Origin of the sequence: Cryobacterium sp., assembly GCF_025463825.1 — a bacterium.
GTDB lineage: Bacteria > Actinomycetota > Actinomycetes > Actinomycetales > Microbacteriaceae > Cryobacterium.
The window spans coordinates 1-18,376 of record NZ_JAODBG010000067.1 but is presented as its reverse complement, the minus strand read 5'-3'; the positions used below and the strand labels follow the sequence as shown (position 1 = coordinate 18,376).

Here is an 18,376-nt window from a genome sequence, read left to right as displayed (position 1 = left end):
ACCACGGGGTCACCAGCAACTGCGTGAACCCCGGCTACGTGCGCACACCCCTGCTGGAGAGCCAGATCGCGGCGCAGGCCGAGGCGCACGGCATCCCCGCCGACGAGGTGATGCACGAGGTGATCCTGGCCAAGAACGCCATCAAGCGCCTCGTCGAACCCGGCGAGGTCGCCGCCCTGGTGGCCTTCCTCGCCTCCCGCGACGCGGCCATGGTCACCGGCTCGTCGTACGTGATGGACGGCGGTTGGACCGCCTGAGCGACGGCCAGGCCCCGCTGCCCGTCCATGACTCACCTGACCCGCACGCCCTCACCCATCCGCGGAGGAGAATTCGATGACTACCCTGTACCTGACCGCCGCCGACGCCCTGGCCGGAACCCTCACCGACGGCTGCGTGCTCGCGGTCGGCGGCTTCGGTCTCAGCGGCATCCCCGCGGACCTGATCGAAGCAGTCCGCGACTCCGGCGTCACCGGGCTCACCGTCGTGTCGAACAACATGGGCGTCGACGGCCTGGGCCTTGGCCTGTTGCTCGAGGCCGGACAGGTGCGCAAAGTCATCGCGTCCTACGTGGGTGAGAACAAGCTCTTCGCCGAGCAGTTGCTCGACGGTCGCCTGGAGGTGGAGTTCAGCCCCCAGGGCACGCTCGCCGAGCGGTTGCGGGCCGGCGGCGCCGGCATCCCCGCGTTCTATACCAAGACCGGCGTCGGCACCCTGGTGGCCGAGGGCAAGCCGCACGCCGACTTCGACGGCGAACGCTACGTGCAGGAACGCGCCATCGTCGCCGACGTGGCCCTGGTGCGCGCGCACACCGCCGACACCGCCGGCAACCTCACCTACCGCTACACCGCCCGTAACTTCAACCCGGTGGTCGCCACCGCCGGCCGGGTCACCATCGTCGAGGCCGAGCACATCGTCCTGGCCGGCGAACTGGACCCCAACCACGTGATCACCCCAGGGGTGTACGTGCAGCGCCTGGTGCCGGCCACCACCCGCGAGAAGTCGATCGAACAGCGCACGGTGCGCCAGCGCGCCGCCGTGACCGAAGGAGCACTCCGATGAGCTGGACCCGGAACGAGATGGCCGCGATCGCGGCCACCGAGTTGGAGGACGGCGACTACGTCAACCTCGGCATCGGCATCCCCACCCTGGTGGCCAACAATCTGCCGGATGGCGTCAGCGTCACCCTGCAAAGCGAGAACGGGCTGCTGGGCATGGGACCGTTCCCGTTCGAGGGAGACGAGGATGCGGACCTGATCAACGCCGGCAAGCAGACCGTCACGGTGCTCCCGGGCGGGTCGGTGTTCGACTCGGCCATCTCCTTCGGCATGATTCGCGGCGGCCACGTCAAGGTCGCCATCCTCGGGGCCATGCAGGTGTCCGGCTCCGGCGACCTGGCCAACTGGACCATCCCCGGCAAGATGGTCAAGGGCATGGGTGGCGCGATGGACCTCGTCGCCGGCACGCCCCGCGTTGTCGTGCTCACCGAGCACGTGGCCCGCGACGGCTCGGCCAAGATCGTCACCCGGTGCACCCTGCCGCTCACCGGTGTGGGCGTGGTCGACCGCATCATCTCCGACCTCGCCGTGTTCGACGTCACGCCGGCCGGCCTGCAGCTCACCCGCCTGGCCCCCGGCGTCACCGTGGAACAGCTGCGCGAGCGCACCGAGGCCCACTTCACCGTCGCGACCGGGACGGCGGTCACCGCATGAGCCTCTCCGAACAGTTCGGCACCGACGTGTTGCTCACCGGCTGGGGTCACACCCGGTTCGGCAAGCTCACCGACGACACCCTCGAGTCGCTCATTGTGCAGGTCACCCGCGACGCCATCGCGGGCGCCGGCATCGATGCGGCCCAGATCGACGAGATCTACCTGGGCCAGTTCAACTCCGCGCTGGTGCCGCTGGCGTTCCCGGCCTCGCTGGTACTGCAGGCCGATCCGGTGCTGGCGAACGTGCCGGCCACCCGGGTCGAGAACGCCTGTGCGTCCGGGTCCGCCGCAATCCAGCAGGGCGTGAAGTCGCTCCTGGCGGGCACCGCCAAGACCGTGCTGGTCATCGGCGCGGAGAAGATGACCCACGCCCCGGCCGACCGGGTCGGCGCGGCGCTGCTCGGCGCGGACTACGACCTGGCCGGCACACCGTCAAGCACCGGGTTCGCCGGCCTGTTCGCCGTCGTCGCCGACGCGTACGCCGAGCGGTACGGCGCGATCGGCGACGTACTCGGCTCGATCGCCGCCAAGAACCACCGCAACGGCGTCGCGAACCCGTTCGCGCAGTTGCGCAAAGACCTTGGCGAGGAGTTCTGCCGCACGGTGTCGGAGAAGAACCCGATCGTGGCCGGGCAGCTGCGCCGCACCGACTGTTCCCCGGTCTCCGACGGAGCCGCCGCGGTGATCCTGAGCACGGATGCCCGCCGCGGTGCGGGCGCAGCCACCGACCCGGTGCGCCTGGCCGGGTTCGGCCACGCCAATGACTTCCTGCCGGCGGCCCGGCGCGACCCCACCGCCTTCGCGGCCACCCGGATCTCGTTCGAGCGAGCGCTGACCATGGCCGGGGTGGGCCTGGCCGACCTGGATCTCGCCGAGCTGCACGACTGTTTCACCATCGCCGAACTGGTGCTCTACGAGGCCATGGGCCTCGCGCCGGTGGGTCGGGGCCGCCGGGCCATCGACGAGGGCTGGGTGGCGCCGGATGGCCGGCTGCCGGTGAACCTGTCCGGCGGGCTGAAGGCCAAGGGGCATCCGGTCGGAGCCACCGGAGTGTCGCAGCACGTGGTCGCGGCCATGCAGCTCACCGGAACGGCCGGCGACATGCAGCTGCCCGGCGCCCGGCGGGCCCTGGTGCAGAACATGGGCGGCGTCGGAGTGGCCAACTATGTGAGCGTGCTCGAGGCCCTGTAATCCTCAACTGTTCCCGATGCGGACAAATGGTCCCGGTGCGCCGGGTGCAATTGTCCGCACGGGCAACAGTTGCGGCCCAGCGCGCGGGTCAGATCAGGCCGTGACGGCGGAACGCGTTCCAGACGCCGTCGTCGAGCACACTGGTGGTGACCTCGTCGGCGTGCGCCTTGACCACATCCGTGGCGTTGCCCATCGCGATGCCGACCCCGCAGACCTGCAGCATTTCGATGTCGTTGGTGCTGTCGCCGATGCCGATGGCGGCGGCCGGGTCGATCTCGAGCCGGTCGAGCAGCTGCAGGATCGTGGTGCCCTTGTTCACGCCGCCGAGGGTGACCTCGCCGCTGCCCTTGCCCATGTGCGGGATGGTGCCGGTGATGACGTGGAAGTCGTCGCTGAGGGCCTCGGCCACCCGGTCATAGGCCGTGAGGTCGCCGGCGAGGAACACAGATTTGGCGATGCCGGTGTAACTGAGCGGGCGCACCCGGGCGAAGGCCTTCAGAGCCGGGTGTTCGTCGGAGTCGGTCACGGATTCCAGGTCGGTCCGGGTCTCGCCCCTGCGCTCCTGGCCGTCTTCGAGGTAGCTCGCGAACCGGCCCCGAGCGCCGGGGCTCGGGTAGAGCTCGGCGAACGCCTGCAGGTAGAAGTCGTACCCGGATTCCTCGTAGAAGTCGACCATGCGGGCCACGGCTTCCTCGGGCATCGTGCGGGCGATGACGAGTTCGTCCCCGATCTCGGCGAACCCGCCGCCGGCGCTGATGGCACCGTCGAAGCCGATGTCCCGGATGGCGGGGTAGATCTCCACCGACGCCCGCCCGGTGCTGAGGTAGACCAGGTGCCCGTTGGCCCTGGCGGTCTGCACCGCCTCGATGGTGGACGGGGCGATCACTTCCCCGGAGTCGATGAGAGTGCCGTCGACGTCGAGGAATGCGATACGCGGGGAGGTCATGTGGTGCTCCAAACGAGGCGGTCTCCGGGACGCCTGGGCATCCCGGAGACCATCTAAGGGTTAAGACGTATGTCTCGACGCTAGCGGGTGAGGCTGGCGCCGTTGGACGTGATGACCTCGGTGTACCAGTCGAAGGACTTCTTCTTGTATCGCTCGAGAGTGCCGGAGCCGTCGTCGTTGCGGTCCACGTAGATAAAGCCGTAGCGCTTGCTCAGCTGCGCGGTGCTGGCGCTGACGAGGTCGATGCAGCCCCACGGAGTGTAGCCCATGACCTCGACACCGTCGGTGACGGCTTCACCGACCTGCACCAGGTGGTCGTTCAGGTACGCGATGCGGTAGTCGTCGATGACCGTCTTGCGGCCGTCGACCTCCACGAGCTCGTCCTTGGCGCCGAGGCCGTTCTCCACGATGAAGAGCGGCTTCTGCCAGCGGTCCCAGAACTGGTTGAGTACCACGCGCAGGCCAACCGGGTCGATCTGCCAGCCCCACTCGGATGCCTTCAGGGTCGGGTTGCGCACGCCGGGGAAGATGTTGCCCTCGCCCATGACTCGCTTCGACTCGTCCGCTGTCTCGGCGATGCTCACGTAGTAGCTGAAGGAGACGAAGTCGACCGTGTTCTCCGCAAGAATCGTGCGGTCCTCGTCGGAGATAACCAGGTCGACGCCCTGCTCGCGGAGACTCCGCAGGTAGTAACCCGGGTATTCGCCGCGCACGTGGATGTCGCCGAACGCGAGATTGGTGCGCTCGGTGGTGAGGGCGGCCATCACGTCGTCGGGGTCGGGCGAGAGCGGGTAAGTCGGCATGGCGAGCACCATGCAGCCGACCTGGGCGGACGGTGCGAGCTCGCGGGCAGCCTTGGTGACCAGGGCGCTGGCGACGAGCTCGTTGTGCACGGCCTGGTACAGGTCTGTCTTGGAGAGCTGGTCCTTGGGAGTGTTGATTCCGCCGGACATGAAGGGGGCATGCAGCACCGAGTTGATCTCGTTGAAGGTGAGCCAGTACTTGACCCGGCTGCCGTAACGGGCGAACAGGACGCGGGCGTAACGCTCGTAGAAGCCGATTAGGTCGCGATTTACCCAGCCGTCGTAGGTGCGCGCGAGGTGCAGCGGAGTCTCGTAGTGCGAGAGGGTCACCAGCGGCTCGATACCGTGCTTGGCGCACTCGTCGAGAACGCGGTCGTAGAACACGAGGCCTTCTTCGTTGGGTTCGGTCTCGTCGCCGAGCGGGAAGATGCGGCTCCAGGCGATAGAGAAACGGAAGGTCTTGAAGCCCATCTCGGCGAACAGGGCGATGTCCTCGGCGTAACGGTGGTAGAAGTCGATGGCTACCTGCTTGAGGTTGTCGTCCGTCGGAGCATCGGTGGGATCGGTCGTGATGCCCTTCGGCATGACGTCCTGGATCGACAGGCCCTTGCCGCCCTCGTTGTATGCGCCCTCGATCTGGTTCGCGGCCGTGGCGCCGCCCCAGAGGAAGTCAGCCGGGAAGGGGGATGGTGAAGCGGTCATTCGTGTACTCCTCTATTACGCACTGCAAGGGGGTGGAGGGGCGGCGGGCAGGCCCGTCCCTCCACCGGTAGGCATTTCTTTACTTCGCCAGGGCGAGTTCTGTTTCTTCGGCGATCGCCAGGAAGAGGGCGTCACCGTGTGCGACCGGGCCGGCGGCGGGGGAGCCGATGGTCGGGTACTTCTTCGGGTTCGTGATGATGACCGGGGTGGTCACGTCGTAGCCGGCCGCGGTGATGGCGGCGATGTCGAACTCCACCAGGAGGTCACCGGTCGCGACCTGCTGGCCCTTTTCGACCTTGAGGCTGAAGTGCTTACCGGCGAGCTTGACGGTGTCGATGCCGATGTGGATGAGTGCTTCAGCGCCGTCGGCGTGCTTGAGGCCGATGGCGTGCCCGGTGGGGAACGCGGCAACCACCGTGGCGTCGAACGGTGCGTACAGGGCGCCGACGCGGGGGACGATGGCGACACCCTGGCCGAGGGCACCGCCGGCGAACACGGCGTCCGGAACCTCGGTCAGCGGCACGGCGGTACCGTCCAGCGGGCTGAGCACCTGCAGGTCGGTGCTTTCATTCGGGGCCGCGGTTTCGGCGACCGGGTCCGTGAAGCCGACGATGACGGTGAGCAAGAAGGGCACGATGATGGCGATGGCCAGGCCGAGGAACAGCATCAGCATGCTTCCCTGACTGAACAAGGCGGGGATGCCGAGCGCGGAGGGGAGCACGAAGGCGTTCGACGCGACGCCGCCGGCCGAGATCAGCCCGCCACCCAGGACGCCCCCGACGATGCCGAACACGAAGGGCTTCTTGAGGGGCAGGTTCACGCCATAGATGGCGGGCTCGGTGACGCCGGCGAGGAAGCCCGAAAGCGCGGCGGGAGCCGAAAGCGACTTCAGGTTCTTGTTCTTCGTGCGCACCCAAACACCGGCGGCGGCGGCGGCCTGCGCGATCACGGCGGCGAACAGCGGCGCAGCGAGGTAGATGAGCCCGGTGTTCGTCAGTTCGGTGGTCATCAGCGGAACCAGGCCCCAGTGCAAACCGAAGATCACGAAGACCTGCCACAGGCCACCCATGAGCGCGCCGCCAAGCCACGGAACGACGGCGAAAACCCAGCCGATACCGGCGGCCAAGCCCCCGCTGATCAGGCTGGACAGCGGGCCGATGACGAGGAAGACCAGCGGGACCAGGATGAGGACCAGGAGCATCGGGGTGACGAAGCGACGGATGGCGGAGGGGAGCTTGGCGTAGAGGAACCGCTCAGCGTGGCTCTGCAGCCAGACGACCACGATGATCGGGATCACGCTCGACACGTAGCTGACCATCGTGACTGGGATGCCGAAGAAGGTGATGTCCGGCACACCGTTGAGCGCCACGATCGACGGGTAGACGAGGGCACCGGCGATCGCCAGCGAGGTGAACTGCTGCGCGTTGAAGTACTTCGCTGCGGTGATCGCAAGCGCGAGCGGCAGGAAGTTGATGAAGGCGTCGGAAAGCGCGTTGAGGATCACGTAGGTCGTGGTCGTGTTGTCGAGCCAGCCGAAGGTGACCGCTGCGGCCAGGAACGCCTTGAGCAGACCGGTACCGGCCAGGGCCCAGAGCAGCGGGGTGAAGATGGCGGAGATCATCGCGATGAAGCGGTTGAGCGGGTTTCCCTTCGGCGCATCCGACGCAACCCTCTCGTTGGATGCGGGACCGGCGAGCTTGGAGATCTTGGCGATCTCGGCGAAGACCTCCGGGACCTCGTTGCCGATGACGACCTGGTATTGGCCGCCGGCCTCGGCGGTGGCGATGACGCCCGGCGTGGCCTTGACGCCCGCCTTGTCGACCTTGGCGTCGTCTTTGATGACGAAACGCAGTCGCGTCGCGCAGTGCACGAGCGACGAAACGTTCTCCTCGCCGCCAACGCCCTTGAGGACCGCAGCAGCAGTCTTGGAGTAGTCCATCGGGTTACACCTTCCGCCGCGGCATCGCGGCTGTCGTTCAGGTAGAGAAGCGCTGCACGGAGTTTTTGGGCAAAAAAAAGACCTGAATCCGAACACCGCCTTTTCGGTGGTCTGAATTCAGGTTTTGCCCGCTTGCGCGGTAACAATCCGTCAGTGCTTCGCAGGTCGTCCTCGCCCTGCATCGATCACGCTAGCACACGATCAGGGGCGCTTGCCTTCGACCACCTGGTTGGCCAGCCGCTCCACGTGCACGATCACGTAGAGCAGCTCTTCGTCGGTGAGTTCCGAGCCGGTGGCCGCGTTCACGTACGACTTCACGTCGGTGGCGATGGCGTAGGAGCGCGGATAGCTGAGTTTGGCGAACTCGAAGAACGAGGTGTCGGAGCCGCGCAGCATCGACTTGGCCACCAGCCGCTGCAGCAGGAACTGGACGTGCAGGATGAACCTGGCGTAGTCCGGGCTCGTCGGATCCAACTCCACCCCGAGGCCGCCCTCGACCGTCGTGACGACGTGCTGCACCCGGCGGAAGAGCAGCGCGGCCGTGCCGTTGGGTTCGTCCCGAGTGGCGTTCAGTAAATGCATCGTGAGGAATACGACTTCTTCCTCGGGAAGTTCGGTGGCCAGACTGGTGCTGACCGACAGGGCCATCGCCTTCGCGGCGGCGAACTCCTGCGGATGTAGTACCCGCAGTTCGGGCATTGTCGTGCTGGGAATGCGGATGCCCTGTTGCATGCGCTCGAGGACATATTGCACGTGATCGATGACCGCGATGAGCAACCGTCGGCCGAGGCTGCGGCCAAGCGTTCGTTCGGCTTCGTCCACGGCGCGGGTGACGGCCTCGATCACGGGGTACGGCACTGACGCGAGCAGTTGGCGGGCGTGGTCGGCCTCGCTGCCCTGGTCGAGGATGAAGGTCTTCTCGACCTTGGCCGGGTCGATGGTGCCGGTCGGCGACAGCTGGAAGCCCAGCCCGCGCCCCATCAGGACCCGCTCCTGACCGGACGTGTCGACGGAGATCACGACGTTGTTGTTGAGCACTTTGTGCGCCACAACCGCGGGCGTTCGCGCCACATCGCTATCCCTGGCCATGGCCGCAGTTTACAGCCTGCGCTTCTGCGCCAGGCGGGCACAACTGTTCCCCGTGCGGACAATTGCGCCCGGTGCGCCGGGCACAATTGTCCGGATCGGCAACAGTTGAGGCGGCTCAGCCGGCGACGTCGTGCAGGTGGTGGGTCGGGTCGTGGAGAAAGTACTGGGTTAGCGTGGTCACGGTGAACCGGGCACCGTCACTGCGGCGGCCGGTGCGTTCCCGGTCGGCGGGCGGCACCGACGCGAACGCGTCGGCCACGGCCACCCCGGCGGCGGTCAGCTCCGCAGCCACCGTTGCCGGGTCCTGCTCGTTGTAGCGCTCGGCGACCGCGGTGGCGTCCTGGTCCCAGTTCGCGAATAATGGGTCGTCCTCGGTGAGGATGAGGCCCAGCCGGATGCGGAAGATACGAAACACGTCGCGCACATGCGCCGCGTATTCCAGGGCCGACCAAGTGTTCTCGTCGGGGCGCACCGCCACATCCGGCCGGTCGAGCACAGCGGGCCAGGCGGCCGCGTTCTCCCGCACCAGAGCGGGGATGTCGTCGTAGCGCAGGTCGGCGGCGGAGAAGCCGCACTCCGTGCAGGGGCGCTCGAGCACCCAGGTCCAGTCTTTGGTGTCGGGGGTGATCGGCATGTTCACAGCCTAGGGACCGTGGATCGGCGGGGCGCAGCGGGGACTGCCACGCATCCGCGATCCCCTGCCAACCTCCCCGAAACGGCCGACCAGCCGGCCACCCCAACTGTTCCCCGTGCGGACAACTGGTCCCGGCAGACCGGGTGCAATAGTCCGCACGGGGCATAGTTGTCGCTCGTGGGGCACAACCGGGCACCGTGGGCTACGCGCCGGGCGCCTCCGACAGGTACCGGCGTGGCTTGCCCTCGCCGAACTCGAGGAGGGTCGACCTGCTGACCACGGTCACGGGCCGCTCCAGCAGGCGCTCGAGGGCGGCGCCGATCGAGCCGGCATTCCCACCGACGACGGTCGCGGACACCGTGCCATCGGCCGCCTGATGCACGACCCAGCCGCGCGCGCCGCCGGCCTGCAGGTGCTGGGTGAGGTCGACACACGGCACCAGCGCACCGCTCCCGGCCACGAACCGGGTCGCCTCCCGCCCCTCGAGGTCGGCCAGGGCCGGCCGGCCGGCCACATCGACGCGACGGCCGAAGTCACCGGTGCGATAGCGCACCAGCGGCAGCAGCGGGTTCTCTCCCGCCGTCACGACGATCTCCCCGCGCTCCCCCGGCCCCACCGGCCGCCCGGCCGGATCGAGCACCTCCACGAGCACCCGGCGGTCCAGAACAACGAAGGGGCCGCCGTCGGCGCTGACCGCGATAGGCCGGGTCTCGTGCAACCCGTACACGTCGATCACCGGACAGCCGAATGCAGTCTCCAAATCGCGACGCAACACGGAGCTCAGCGCCATCGCGCCGCTGAACAGGGCAAGCGGGCGAAGCCCCGCCACGAGGTCGGGGTGCAGCAGTTCGGCCAGGCTGGTGGGGTTCCCGGTGATCGCCTGCGGCTGCTGGTCCACCAGGAACGCGGTGCGCTGGCCGTCCGCCGGCCACTGGGACGGATGCACGTTGAGCCGCGCCATGGGCGCCTGTCCGAAGCTGCGCCGCGGTGATGTTCAGCCCCTTATAAAGGAACGGGCCCACGTATGCCACGTCGACGGCGATCCAGACGAACCAGTTCTCCAGCCAGCGCCGGTTGAGCATGTACTGCGCGATGAGGCTGACCGCGGTGGTGCCGGCATCCGCGATCTCGGTGGTGGAGTCGGTGTACGAGTGCAGGGCGGAGGCGATGATCGCCGTGCCGGCCACCGCGGCCACCGCCAGCGGCAGGATGCTGCGGGCGGGCATCCGGGTGATCAGGGCTCGGGAGTCGGCGGCGCGGTGCCGCGACCAGCCGAGCCAGCCCATCACGCCGAGCACCAGGTACACGACCTGCAGCCCGAGGTCGGCGTACAGCGCCGCGCCGAAAAACAGCACTATGAAGACCAGGTTGTTGGCGATGCCGAGCGGGAAGGCCCAGATGTTGCGGCGCGCGGCCAGCAACACACACGCCGCTCCGGTGCCGAATCCCACAACTTCGGTCCAGTTCTCTGCCAGCCATTCCCCCATGGTCCCCACGTCTAGAAGTCCCGCCGGCCGCCCCGCCCCGCCCGGCACCCCCTCGCCGCCGCCGACTGTTGCCCGAGCGGACAATTGCATCCGGTGCGCCGGACGCAATTGTCCGATTCGGGAACAATTGCGGCGCAATCCCGTTGAAACTGGAGTGCCTCATACCGGGGTCACCCGCGCCCGTTCGTTAGGACTCCGATGACCGCCTCGCCTACCACCAGCACCGCACCCGGACCGGGCGGCAACACCCCGGATGCCGCGGGCACCAGACTTGTCATCTCGCTGCTGCTGGTGTCGGCGTTCGTCGTCATCCTCAACGAGACGATCATGGGCGTGGCCCTGCCGCACCTCATGAAGGACCTGGACATCACGGCCGGCGCCGCCCAATGGCTCACCACCGCGTTCATGCTCACCATGGCCGTGGTGATCCCCATCACCGGCTTCCTGCTGCAGCGGTTCAACACCCGCCCGGTCTTCCTGGCCGCCATGTCCCTGTTCAGCGCGGGGACCCTGATCGCCGCCATCGCCCCGGGCTTCGAGGTGCTCATCGTCGGCCGGGTGGTGCAGGCCACCGGCACAGCCATCATGATGCCGCTGCTGATGACCACCGTGATGACCCTCGTCGCCCCGGCTGCCCGCGGCAAGACCATGGGCAACATCTCCATCGTCATCTCGGTCGCCCCGGCGATCGGCCCCACCATCTCCGGCCTGATCCTCAGCGTGCTCGACTGGCGCTGGATGTTCATCCTGGTCCTGCCGATCGCTCTCGGCTCCCTGGCCCTCGGCGCCGCCCGGATCAAGAACGTCACCGAGCCCACCAGGGTGCCTCTCGACATCGTCTCCGTGATCCTCTCCGCCTTCGGCTTCGGCGGGCTGGTCTACGGGCTGAGCAACCTCGGCCAATCCGCCACCGGCAGCGCCGCGGCCGGCCTGGTCCCGCTGGGCATCGGCGGTGTGGCGATTGCTCTGTTCGTGTGGCGCCAGCTGACCCTGCAGCGTCGCGACCGCGCCCTGCTCGACCTGCGCACCTTCGTCTCGCGCACGTTCAGCCTGTCCATCGTGATGCTCGCCGTGAGCATGATGGCGCTGTTCGGCACCCTGATCCTGCTGCCCATCTACATGCAGAACGTGCTGGGCCTGGATGCGCTCACCACCGGCCTGCTGCTGCTGCCCGGCGGCCTCACGATGGGGCTGCTCGCCCCGTTCGTCGGCCGGTTCTATGACCGTTTCGGCCCCACCGTTCTGCTGGTGCCCGGTTCGATCATCGTCAGCGCCGCGTTCTGGTTCATGACCATGCTCACCGCCTCCAGCCCGTTCTGGTGGGTGCTGGTCGCGCACGTCGCGCTGAGCTTCGGGCTGGCGTTCCTGTTCACCCCGCTTTTCACCTCCGCGCTCGGCTCGCTCAAGCCGAAGCTCTACTCGCACGGCAGCGCCGTCGTCGGAACCGTCCAGCAGCTGGCCGGTGCGGCGGGCACGGCACTGTTCATCACCGTGATGTCCTCGACGGCAGCCACCCGGATGGCCGACGGTGCCCGCGAAGTCGCCGCCACTGCCGACGGCATCCAGGCCGCGTTCGTCTACGGCGCCATCATCTCGCTGTTCGCGATCCCGCTGGCGTTTTTCATCCGCCGGCCCGCCCTGTCGGCCACGGACGCGCACGACGCCCCGATGATGGCGCACTGACCGGCGCCCAGCCACGCCGATCCGCAACAGAACGTTAACACTGTGGACGACATGAGGGCCGGCCGAAGTTCTAGGATCGATATGCACCGCACGACGACTCCCGGCCCCGACTCGTCGGCGGCTCCGGGAAAATTTCGTGATCCGCGGAGCTAGTGACAAGCTCGACTACCCGGTTAAGCCATCGTTTGCACGCACCTATCAAGCAGGGCTCCATATATTGACTTCCCCCCACTCCCCTCTTTCGCCCGCGCAGACCCGTGATCGCGTCCTCGGCGCGCGCGGAGTGCTCTTCGACCTCGACGGCGTGCTCACTCCCACCGCCGAGGTGCACATGAGCGCCTGGTCGCGGTTGTTCACCCCGTTCCTCGCCGAGCACGAGGTGAAGCCGTACACCGACGCGGATTACTTCGCGTTCATCGACGGCAAACCCCGCTACGACGGCGTTCGTTCGCTGCTCGCCTCCCGCGGCCTGTCGCTGCCCGACGGTGAGCCAGAGGATGCGCCGGAGCTAGAGACCGTCTGCGGCCTCGGCAACCGCAAGAACAAGGCCTTCAACGAGACCCTCGCCGAGGACGGCGTGAGCCCGTACCCCGGGTCGCTCCGGTTCCTCGACGCCGTCGTCGCGGCCGGCCTGCAGGTGGCCGTGGTCACCAGCTCCCTCAACGGCCAGATGGTGCTCACCGCCGCGGGACTCCGCGACCGGTTCGAGATCGTCGTCGACGGGGTGCGCGCCCGCGCCGAGAAGCTCGCCGGCAAGCCCGCCCCCGACACCTACCTCTTCGGCGCGGAGCTGCTCGGTCTCACCGCCGCGGAGTGCGTCGTCGTCGAAGACGCCGAATCCGGCATCCAGTCCGGCCGGGCCGGCGACTTCGGGCTGGTGCTCGGTGTCGACCGCGGCGTCGGCTCCGCCGTACTCTTCGAGGCCGGCGCCGACACGGTCGTCGCCGATCTCGCTGAACTCCTGCCGCTGACCGGCAGCACCGTCTCGTCCTCCTCGACCGCGAACGGAGTCCACGCATGAGCCTCGACACCTCCATCACGGCCCTGATCGACCCTCTGGACCGCAGCCGGTTCCCGCTCGACGAGTGGGCGCTGGTCGAAACCGACTTTTCCGGCGACGATATGGGCCGCACCGAGACCCTGTTCGCCGTCGGAAACGGGTATCTCGGCCTCCGCGGCAACGTGGACGAGGGCCGCGACGGCCACGTGCACGGCACCTTCATCAACGGGTTCCACGAGACCTGGCCCATCCGGCACGCCGAAGAGGCGTTCGGCTTCGCCCGCGTCGGCCAGACGATCGTCAACGCGCCGGACGCGAAGATCATCCGCATCTACGTCGACGACGAGCCCCTCGTGCTCACCCTCGCCGAGCTGCTCAGCTACGAACGCCGCCTCGACTTCGGCGACGGCATCCTGTCCCGCTCGCTCGTCTGGCGCACACCGTCGGGCAAGCAGGTGCTGATCCGCTCGCGCCGCCTGGTTTCGTTCACCGAACGCCACCTCGCCGTGCTCGAGTACGAGGTCACCATGCTCGACGCCGACGCCTCCGTCGTCATCTCGAGCCAGACGCTCAACCGGCAGGACGGCATCGGCGAGTACGACCGGCCCAAGTCCGGATCCGCCAACGACTGGGATCCCCGCCGCGCCGAGTCGTTCACCGACCGGGTGCTGCAGCCGCGATTCAAGCGCGCCAACAACGGCCGCTACATCCTCGGCTTCCGGTGCACCAACTCCGGCATGACCGTCGCCACGGCGTCGGACCACTCGATCGACACCATCAACGACTTCGACGAGTCGTCGCAGCTGGGCGACGACCTCGCCAAGCACGTGTACAAGGTGAAGGCCAAGATGGGCAACCCCATCCGCATCACCAAGCTGCTCAGCTACCACACCTCCGCCGGGGTGCCGACGCATGAGCTCGCCGACCGCTGCGACCGCACCCTGGACCGTGCCAAGGAAACCGGCGTCGCCGCGATCATCCAGGAGCAGCGGGACTGGCTCGACGCGTTCTGGGCCCGCACGGATGTCGAACTGCCCGGCCAGCCGGCCCTGCAACAGGCCACCCGGTGGAACTTCTTCCAGCTCGCCCAGGCGTCCATGCGCGCCGACGGCCAGGGCGTCTCGGCCAAGGGGGTGTCCGGGTCCGGTTACGGCGGGCACTACTTCTGGGACACCGAGGTGTACGTGCTGCCGTTCCTCACCTACACGTCACCGAACGCGGCCCGGAACGCGCTGCGCTTCCGGCACGGCATGCTCGACCACGCCCGTGCCCGAGCCGCCGAGCTCAACCAGCTCGGCGCCCTGTTCCCGTGGCGCACCATCAACGGCCTGGAGTCCAGCGCGTACTATGCGGCCGGCACGGCGCAGTACCACATCGACGCGGACATCTCCTATGCGCTCAGCCAGTACGTCGCGGCCACCGGCGACGAGGACTTCCTCGCCCGCGAGGCCATCGACATCCTCGTGGAAACCGCGCGGATGTGGGCCGACCTGGGGTTCTGGCGGGGCAACGGCAACGATGTCTTCCACATCCACGGCGTCACCGGTCCTGACGAGTACACCACCGTCGTCAACGACAACCTGTACACGAACATCATGGCGCGCTCAAACCTGCGCGCCGCGGTGAAGAGCGTGCGCAAGCTGTACTCCGTGGACCGGGCGTCGTTCGACTCCATGTCCGCCCGCCTGAACCTCGACGAGGCCGAGGTGATGGAGTGGTCCTTCGCCGCCGAGGCCATGCACATCCCCTTCGACCGCAACCTCGGCATCCACCCCCAGGACGCCCAGTTCCTCGAGAAGGAACGCTGGGATCTCTCCGCGACTCCGCCGGAGAACCGGCCGCTGCTGCTGCACTACCACCCGCTGGTGATCTACCGCTTCCAGGTGCTCAAGCAGGCCGATGTCGTTCTGGCGCTGCTTCTGCAGGGCGACCAGTTCACGCCGGAGGAGAAACGGCGCGACTTCGATTACTACGACCCGCTGACCACGGGTGACTCCACGCTGTCGGACGTCGTGCAGTCGATCATCGCCGCCGAGGTGGGTTACCACGAGCTCGCGCTCAAGTACTTCACCTCCGGTCTGTTCGTGGACCTCGCGGACCTGCACCACAACGCGGCCGACGGCGTGCACGTCGCATCCGCCGGAGGCGTGTGGAGCGCGCTGGTCTACGGGTTCGGCGGCCTGCGCGACCACAGCGGGCGGATCACGCTCGACCCGCGCCTGCCGGAGGACTGGGACGAGCTGATCTTCCGGATCACGCTCAAGGGCAGCCGGCTGCGCGTGGCGATCACCCAGTCCAGCGTGCACCTCAGCCTCGAAGAGGGCTACGAGGCTCGCCTGACCGTCCGAGGCCTGCAGGTCATCGTGACGGCCGGGCAGCCGGAGACCGTTCCGCTGTCGCACCACGGCGCCCGTGACCCCGGTGCCCCCACTGTGGCGCTCATCGAGGGCAACCGTCGTGCGGACGGCACGGTCATCACGTCGTCGATCCCCACGATCGCGCACATTACCGAGCAGATGCCCACGCTCGACTAGTGTTCGCACCGATCGCAGGGTCGTTTCGCTGGTCGAGCTTGTCGAGACCGCGGGGCGGCCCTGCTACATTAGCGCCAGCGCTACCGACCGTGGCCACGGCCACCTGTTGTGAGGACCCGGATGACGATTCAGGCGTACTTCGACTCGATCAAGGCCAAGACCGGCCTCGGCCCGGACGACTTCCACCGGCTCGCCGACGAGCGCGGGCTGCTCGGTCCCGACGCCAAAACCGCCGACATCGTGGCCTGGTTGAAGGCGGACTACGGTCTCGGCTCCGGCCACGCCATGGCCCTGGTGTCGGCGCTGGGCCGGGTCCGCGGCCAGCGCCTGCCCGTGGCGGATAAGGTGGACGCCCAGTTCACCGGGGCACGGGCGCACTGGCGGGACACCTTCGAGGCGCTCCTCGCCTCCGCCCGCGAGCTCGGCGAGGTGAACCTGGCGCCTACCAACACCTACATCAGCCTGCGCAAGGGCGGCGGCAAGTTCGCCATCGTTCAGGTCACCGCCGCCCGGTTGGACCTCGGGCTGAAGCTGCCCGGCGTTGCGGGAACCGCAGCGCTCGAGCCGTCCGGCAGCTGGAACAGCATGGTCACCCACCGCCTGCGGCTGGCCGCCCCTGCAGAGCTCACGCCCGAGGTGCTCACCTGGCTGCGCCGGGCCTACGAAACAGCCTGACCACCGCCTCGGCACCGTTGCGACCTCCTCGTTGGTGGAACTCGTCGCGTCCTCGTAACCCGTTTTCGCATTTTCATCCACCAGTAATACTGGAGTGGCACCCCTCAGCCAAGGAGAACATCGTGGATTCCGACACCGTCGTCGCCCCCCGCACCATCCGCGGCGCCCTCCTGGGCGCAACCGGCGCCACCAGGCCGTACGCCGTGTCGCGGCCCCTCGAAATCCTCGACCTGCAACTGGCGGAGCCCGGGCCCGGCGAGGTCCTGGTCAGGATCGAGGCCGCCGGCCTCTGCCACTCCGACCTCTCCGTCGTCAATGGCAGCCGGCTGCGGCCCACCCCGATGCTGCTCGGCCATGAAGCCGCCGGGCGGGTGCTGCAACTCGGCGCCGGAGTGAGCGACCTCGCCGTCGGCCAGCGCGTGGTGATGGCGTTCCTGCCCCGCTGCGGCGAGTGCGCCGGTTGCCGCACCGACGGCAAACTGCCCTGCCTTCCGGGCAGCGCCGCCAACAACGCGGGCACCCTGCTCGGTGGCGAGCGGCGGCTCAGCCACGCCGGCGCACCCGTGCACCACCACCTCGGGGTGTCGGCGTTCGCGGACCACGCCGTGGTCAACCGGTTCTCGGTGGTGCCCGTCGACGACGACGTTCCGCCCGCGATCGCCGCCGTGCTCGGCTGCGCCGTCCTCACCGGCGGCGGCGCGGTCATCAATGCGGGCAAGCCGGGCCCCGCCGACACCGTCGCGATCGTCGGTCTCGGCGGTGTCGGCATGGCCGCCCTGATCACCGCGCTCTCCCTCGACGTGGCCGGGGTGATCGGCATCGACTCGGTCGATGCGAAGCTGCAACAGGCCCTCAAGCTCGGCGCCGGAGCGGTCTACACGCCCGACCAGGCCGTCGATCAGGGGGTGCGCGCGAACGTCGTGATCGAAGCGGCCGGACACCCGCGGGCGTTCGAGACCGCCGTGCGCATCACCGCGCCCGGCGGCACCACCGTCACCGTGGGGTTGCCCAGCCCCGACCAGCTCGCCTCGGTGTCCCCGCTCACGATCACCGCCGAAGCCCGCACCATCATCGGCAGCTACCTCGGCTCGGCCGTACCGGCCAGGGACATCCCGTTCTACGCCCAGCTCTGGCGGGAGGGGAAACTGCCCGTGGAGAGCCTGATCTCCAGCACCATCCGGCTCGACGACATCAACGAAGGCATGGACACCCTGGCCGACGGTCAGGCCGTGCGCCAGATCATCCTCTTCGACTGAGCGCCCCGCCCGCCCACAACTGTTGCCCGTGCGGACAATTGCCTCCGGCACGCGGAAGTTGTCAACCTGCCTGAGACAACAGGCGGGTGTTGATTCCGGTTTTTTGTGAGTGTTGTGGTGCGGTGGGCCGTTTTCTGAAGCGCTCGGGGTGTGCGGCCCAGTATTGGTCGAGGCGGTCTTGGCGGCGCTGGCGGATGTGGTTGGCGGTGCCGTCGTGAACGGATGCGGGGGTGTGCCGGCCGAGGCCGCTGTGGCGGTGCTCGGTGGCGTATCCGTGCAGAAAGTCCTGGGTCCATTGGCGGGCGTGGTCGATGCTGTTGAACCGGTCGGGGCAGGCGGGGTCGTATTTGATGGTCTTGAAGAGGGATTCAGAGAACGGGTTGTCATCGCTGACGCGGGGCCGGGAGTAGGACATCAACGCGCCGGCGGTGGTGAGGGCGTTGACGAGGTCGTGGGCGCGCATGACGGCCCCGTTGTCGGAGTGCAGGACCCGGGGGGCGCCGTGGGTGGTGATCGCGTCGGTGACCAATGTCACGGCGCGGTCTTTGGGCTCGGCGTATTCGATGCACCAGGCCACCGGGTAACGGGAGAACACATCAATGGAGGGTGTCAGATGGTTTGTGTAAGGGGTTGCGAATCTATTTGAAGGAGTGACACTCGTGGTCATGACGGAACGAAACGAGAAGCGCAAAGGACCGAAGACTCCGGCCCAGATTCAGGCCGCGGAAG

At 68.0% G+C, this 18,376-nt stretch carries 16 protein-coding genes and 1 pseudogene; 9 read left to right on the top strand and 8 right to left on the bottom strand.

Features of this window, described 5'->3' with window-relative positions; all coding sequences use genetic code 11:
* The 4 genes from JWP54_RS08515 to JWP54_RS08500 form a co-directional block, all read left to right on the top strand.
* Positions 1 to 257, top strand: a 257-nt coding sequence (locus JWP54_RS08515; RefSeq protein ID WP_297370337.1) for an SDR family oxidoreductase, incomplete at its 5' end; no start/stop codon positions are given.
* Between the two features lie 76 nt (positions 258 to 333).
* A complete protein-coding gene (locus JWP54_RS08510) occupies positions 334 to 1,059 on the top strand; it encodes a CoA transferase subunit A (RefSeq protein WP_297370334.1) in 726 nt (241 codons plus the stop codon).
* The gene (locus JWP54_RS08505; RefSeq protein WP_297370331.1) at positions 1,056 to 1,709 is read left to right on the top strand and encodes a CoA transferase subunit B; all 654 of its coding nucleotides are present in this window, start codon (positions 1,056 to 1,058) and stop codon (positions 1,707 to 1,709) included. Before JWP54_RS08510 ends, JWP54_RS08505 begins: the two co-directional genes overlap by 4 nt.
* Positions 1,706 to 2,899 carry an acetyl-CoA acetyltransferase gene (locus JWP54_RS08500; protein WP_297370329.1) on the top strand — a complete coding sequence of 398 codons (1,194 nt, stop codon included), beginning with the start codon at positions 1,706 to 1,708 and terminating at the stop codon, positions 2,897 to 2,899. The genes JWP54_RS08505 and JWP54_RS08500 overlap by 4 nt, the downstream gene beginning before the upstream one ends.
* An 88-nt stretch (positions 2,900 to 2,987) precedes the next feature.
* On the opposite strand, the gene JWP54_RS08495 is transcribed toward JWP54_RS08500, so the two are convergent.
* The 7 genes and pseudogenes from JWP54_RS08495 to pnuC all read right to left on the bottom strand — a co-directional run.
* The gene (locus tag JWP54_RS08495; RefSeq protein ID WP_297370326.1) at positions 2,988 to 3,845 is read right to left on the bottom strand and encodes an HAD family hydrolase; all 858 of its coding nucleotides are present in this window, start codon (positions 3,843 to 3,845) and stop codon (positions 2,988 to 2,990) included.
* A gap of 80 nt (positions 3,846 to 3,925) precedes the next feature.
* Positions 3,926 to 5,350, bottom strand: a complete 1,425-nt coding sequence (locus JWP54_RS08490) for a glycoside hydrolase family 1 protein (RefSeq protein WP_297370323.1) — start codon at positions 5,348 to 5,350, stop codon at positions 3,926 to 3,928.
* Positions 5,351 to 5,429: 79 nt separating this feature from the next.
* Entirely contained in the window at positions 5,430 to 7,289 is a 1,860-nt protein-coding gene (locus JWP54_RS08485; protein ID WP_297370320.1) for a beta-glucoside-specific PTS transporter subunit IIABC, read from the bottom strand.
* A gap of 201 nt (positions 7,290 to 7,490) precedes the next feature.
* Positions 7,491 to 8,378, bottom strand: a complete 888-nt coding sequence (locus tag JWP54_RS08480; RefSeq protein WP_297370316.1) for a PRD domain-containing protein — start codon at positions 8,376 to 8,378, stop codon at positions 7,491 to 7,493.
* Between the two features lie 115 nt (positions 8,379 to 8,493).
* Positions 8,494 to 9,012, bottom strand: coding sequence for a DinB family protein (locus JWP54_RS08475; protein WP_297370313.1), 519 nt, complete (start codon positions 9,010 to 9,012; stop codon positions 8,494 to 8,496).
* A gap of 202 nt (positions 9,013 to 9,214) precedes the next feature.
* A complete protein-coding gene (locus tag JWP54_RS08470) occupies positions 9,215 to 9,973 on the bottom strand; it encodes an AMP-binding protein (RefSeq protein WP_297370310.1) in 759 nt (252 codons plus the stop codon).
* 28 nt (positions 9,974 to 10,001) lie between these two features.
* Positions 10,002 to 10,499, bottom strand: a pseudogene (gene pnuC, locus JWP54_RS17705) (nicotinamide riboside transporter PnuC); the annotation flags it as partial.
* Between the two features lie 198 nt (positions 10,500 to 10,697).
* On the opposite strand from pnuC, the gene JWP54_RS08465 reads away from it, so the two are divergent.
* The 5 genes from JWP54_RS08465 (at position 10,698) to JWP54_RS08445 (ending at position 17,647) form a co-directional block, all read left to right on the top strand.
* Positions 10,698 to 12,182, top strand: a complete 1,485-nt coding sequence (locus JWP54_RS08465; RefSeq protein WP_297370307.1) for a DHA2 family efflux MFS transporter permease subunit — start codon at positions 10,698 to 10,700, stop codon at positions 12,180 to 12,182.
* Between the two features lie 217 nt (positions 12,183 to 12,399).
* A complete protein-coding gene (locus JWP54_RS08460) occupies positions 12,400 to 13,203 on the top strand; it encodes an HAD family phosphatase (protein WP_297370305.1) in 804 nt (267 codons plus the stop codon).
* Positions 13,200 to 15,716, top strand: coding sequence for a glycoside hydrolase family 65 protein (locus JWP54_RS08455; protein WP_297370303.1), 2,517 nt, complete (start codon positions 13,200 to 13,202; stop codon positions 15,714 to 15,716). Before JWP54_RS08460 ends, JWP54_RS08455 begins: the two co-directional genes overlap by 4 nt.
* A gap of 120 nt (positions 15,717 to 15,836) precedes the next feature.
* Entirely contained in the window at positions 15,837 to 16,391 is a 555-nt protein-coding gene (locus JWP54_RS08450; protein ID WP_297370301.1) for a DUF4287 domain-containing protein, read from the top strand.
* 122 nt (positions 16,392 to 16,513) lie between these two features.
* Positions 16,514 to 17,647, top strand: a complete 1,134-nt coding sequence (locus JWP54_RS08445; protein WP_297370298.1) for an alcohol dehydrogenase catalytic domain-containing protein — start codon at positions 16,514 to 16,516, stop codon at positions 17,645 to 17,647.
* A 61-nt stretch (positions 17,648 to 17,708) separates the two neighbouring features.
* Here JWP54_RS08445 and JWP54_RS08440 read toward each other — a convergent pair whose 3' ends face one another.
* Positions 17,709 to 18,314 carry an integrase core domain-containing protein gene (locus tag JWP54_RS08440; RefSeq protein ID WP_297370340.1) on the bottom strand — a complete coding sequence of 202 codons (606 nt, stop codon included), beginning with the start codon at positions 18,312 to 18,314 and terminating at the stop codon, positions 17,709 to 17,711.
* Positions 18,315 to 18,376 lie beyond the last annotated feature (62 nt).

Bases quoted from the DNA above. Each gene is read 5' to 3' on its own strand.
- JWP54_RS08470 (WP_297370310.1), bottom strand. From the start codon at position 9,973: ATGGCGCGGCTCAACGTGCATCCGTCCCAGTGGCCGGCGGACGGCCAG.
- JWP54_RS08495 (WP_297370326.1), bottom strand. From the start codon at position 3,845: ATGACCTCCCCGCGTATCGCATTCCTCGACGTCGACGGCACTCTCATC.
- JWP54_RS08505 (WP_297370331.1), top strand. From the start codon at position 1,056: ATGAGCTGGACCCGGAACGAGATGGCCGCGATCGCGGCCACCGAGTTG.
- JWP54_RS08465 (WP_297370307.1), top strand. From the start codon at position 10,698: ATGACCGCCTCGCCTACCACCAGCACCGCACCCGGACCGGGCGGCAAC.
- JWP54_RS08490 (WP_297370323.1), bottom strand. From the start codon at position 5,350: ATGACCGCTTCACCATCCCCCTTCCCGGCTGACTTCCTCTGGGGCGGC.
- JWP54_RS08510 (WP_297370334.1), top strand. From the start codon at position 334: ATGACTACCCTGTACCTGACCGCCGCCGACGCCCTGGCCGGAACCCTC.
- JWP54_RS08500 (WP_297370329.1), top strand. From the start codon at position 1,706: ATGAGCCTCTCCGAACAGTTCGGCACCGACGTGTTGCTCACCGGCTGG.
- JWP54_RS08485 (WP_297370320.1), bottom strand. From the start codon at position 7,289: ATGGACTACTCCAAGACTGCTGCTGCGGTCCTCAAGGGCGTTGGCGGC.
- JWP54_RS08450 (WP_297370301.1), top strand. From the start codon at position 15,837: ATGACGATTCAGGCGTACTTCGACTCGATCAAGGCCAAGACCGGCCTC.
- JWP54_RS08440 (WP_297370340.1), bottom strand. From the start codon at position 18,314: ATGACCACGAGTGTCACTCCTTCAAATAGATTCGCAACCCCTTACACA.
- JWP54_RS08480 (WP_297370316.1), bottom strand. From the start codon at position 8,378: ATGGCCAGGGATAGCGATGTGGCGCGAACGCCCGCGGTTGTGGCGCAC.
- JWP54_RS08455 (WP_297370303.1), top strand. From the start codon at position 13,200: ATGAGCCTCGACACCTCCATCACGGCCCTGATCGACCCTCTGGACCGC.
- JWP54_RS08475 (WP_297370313.1), bottom strand. From the start codon at position 9,012: ATGCCGATCACCCCCGACACCAAAGACTGGACCTGGGTGCTCGAGCGC.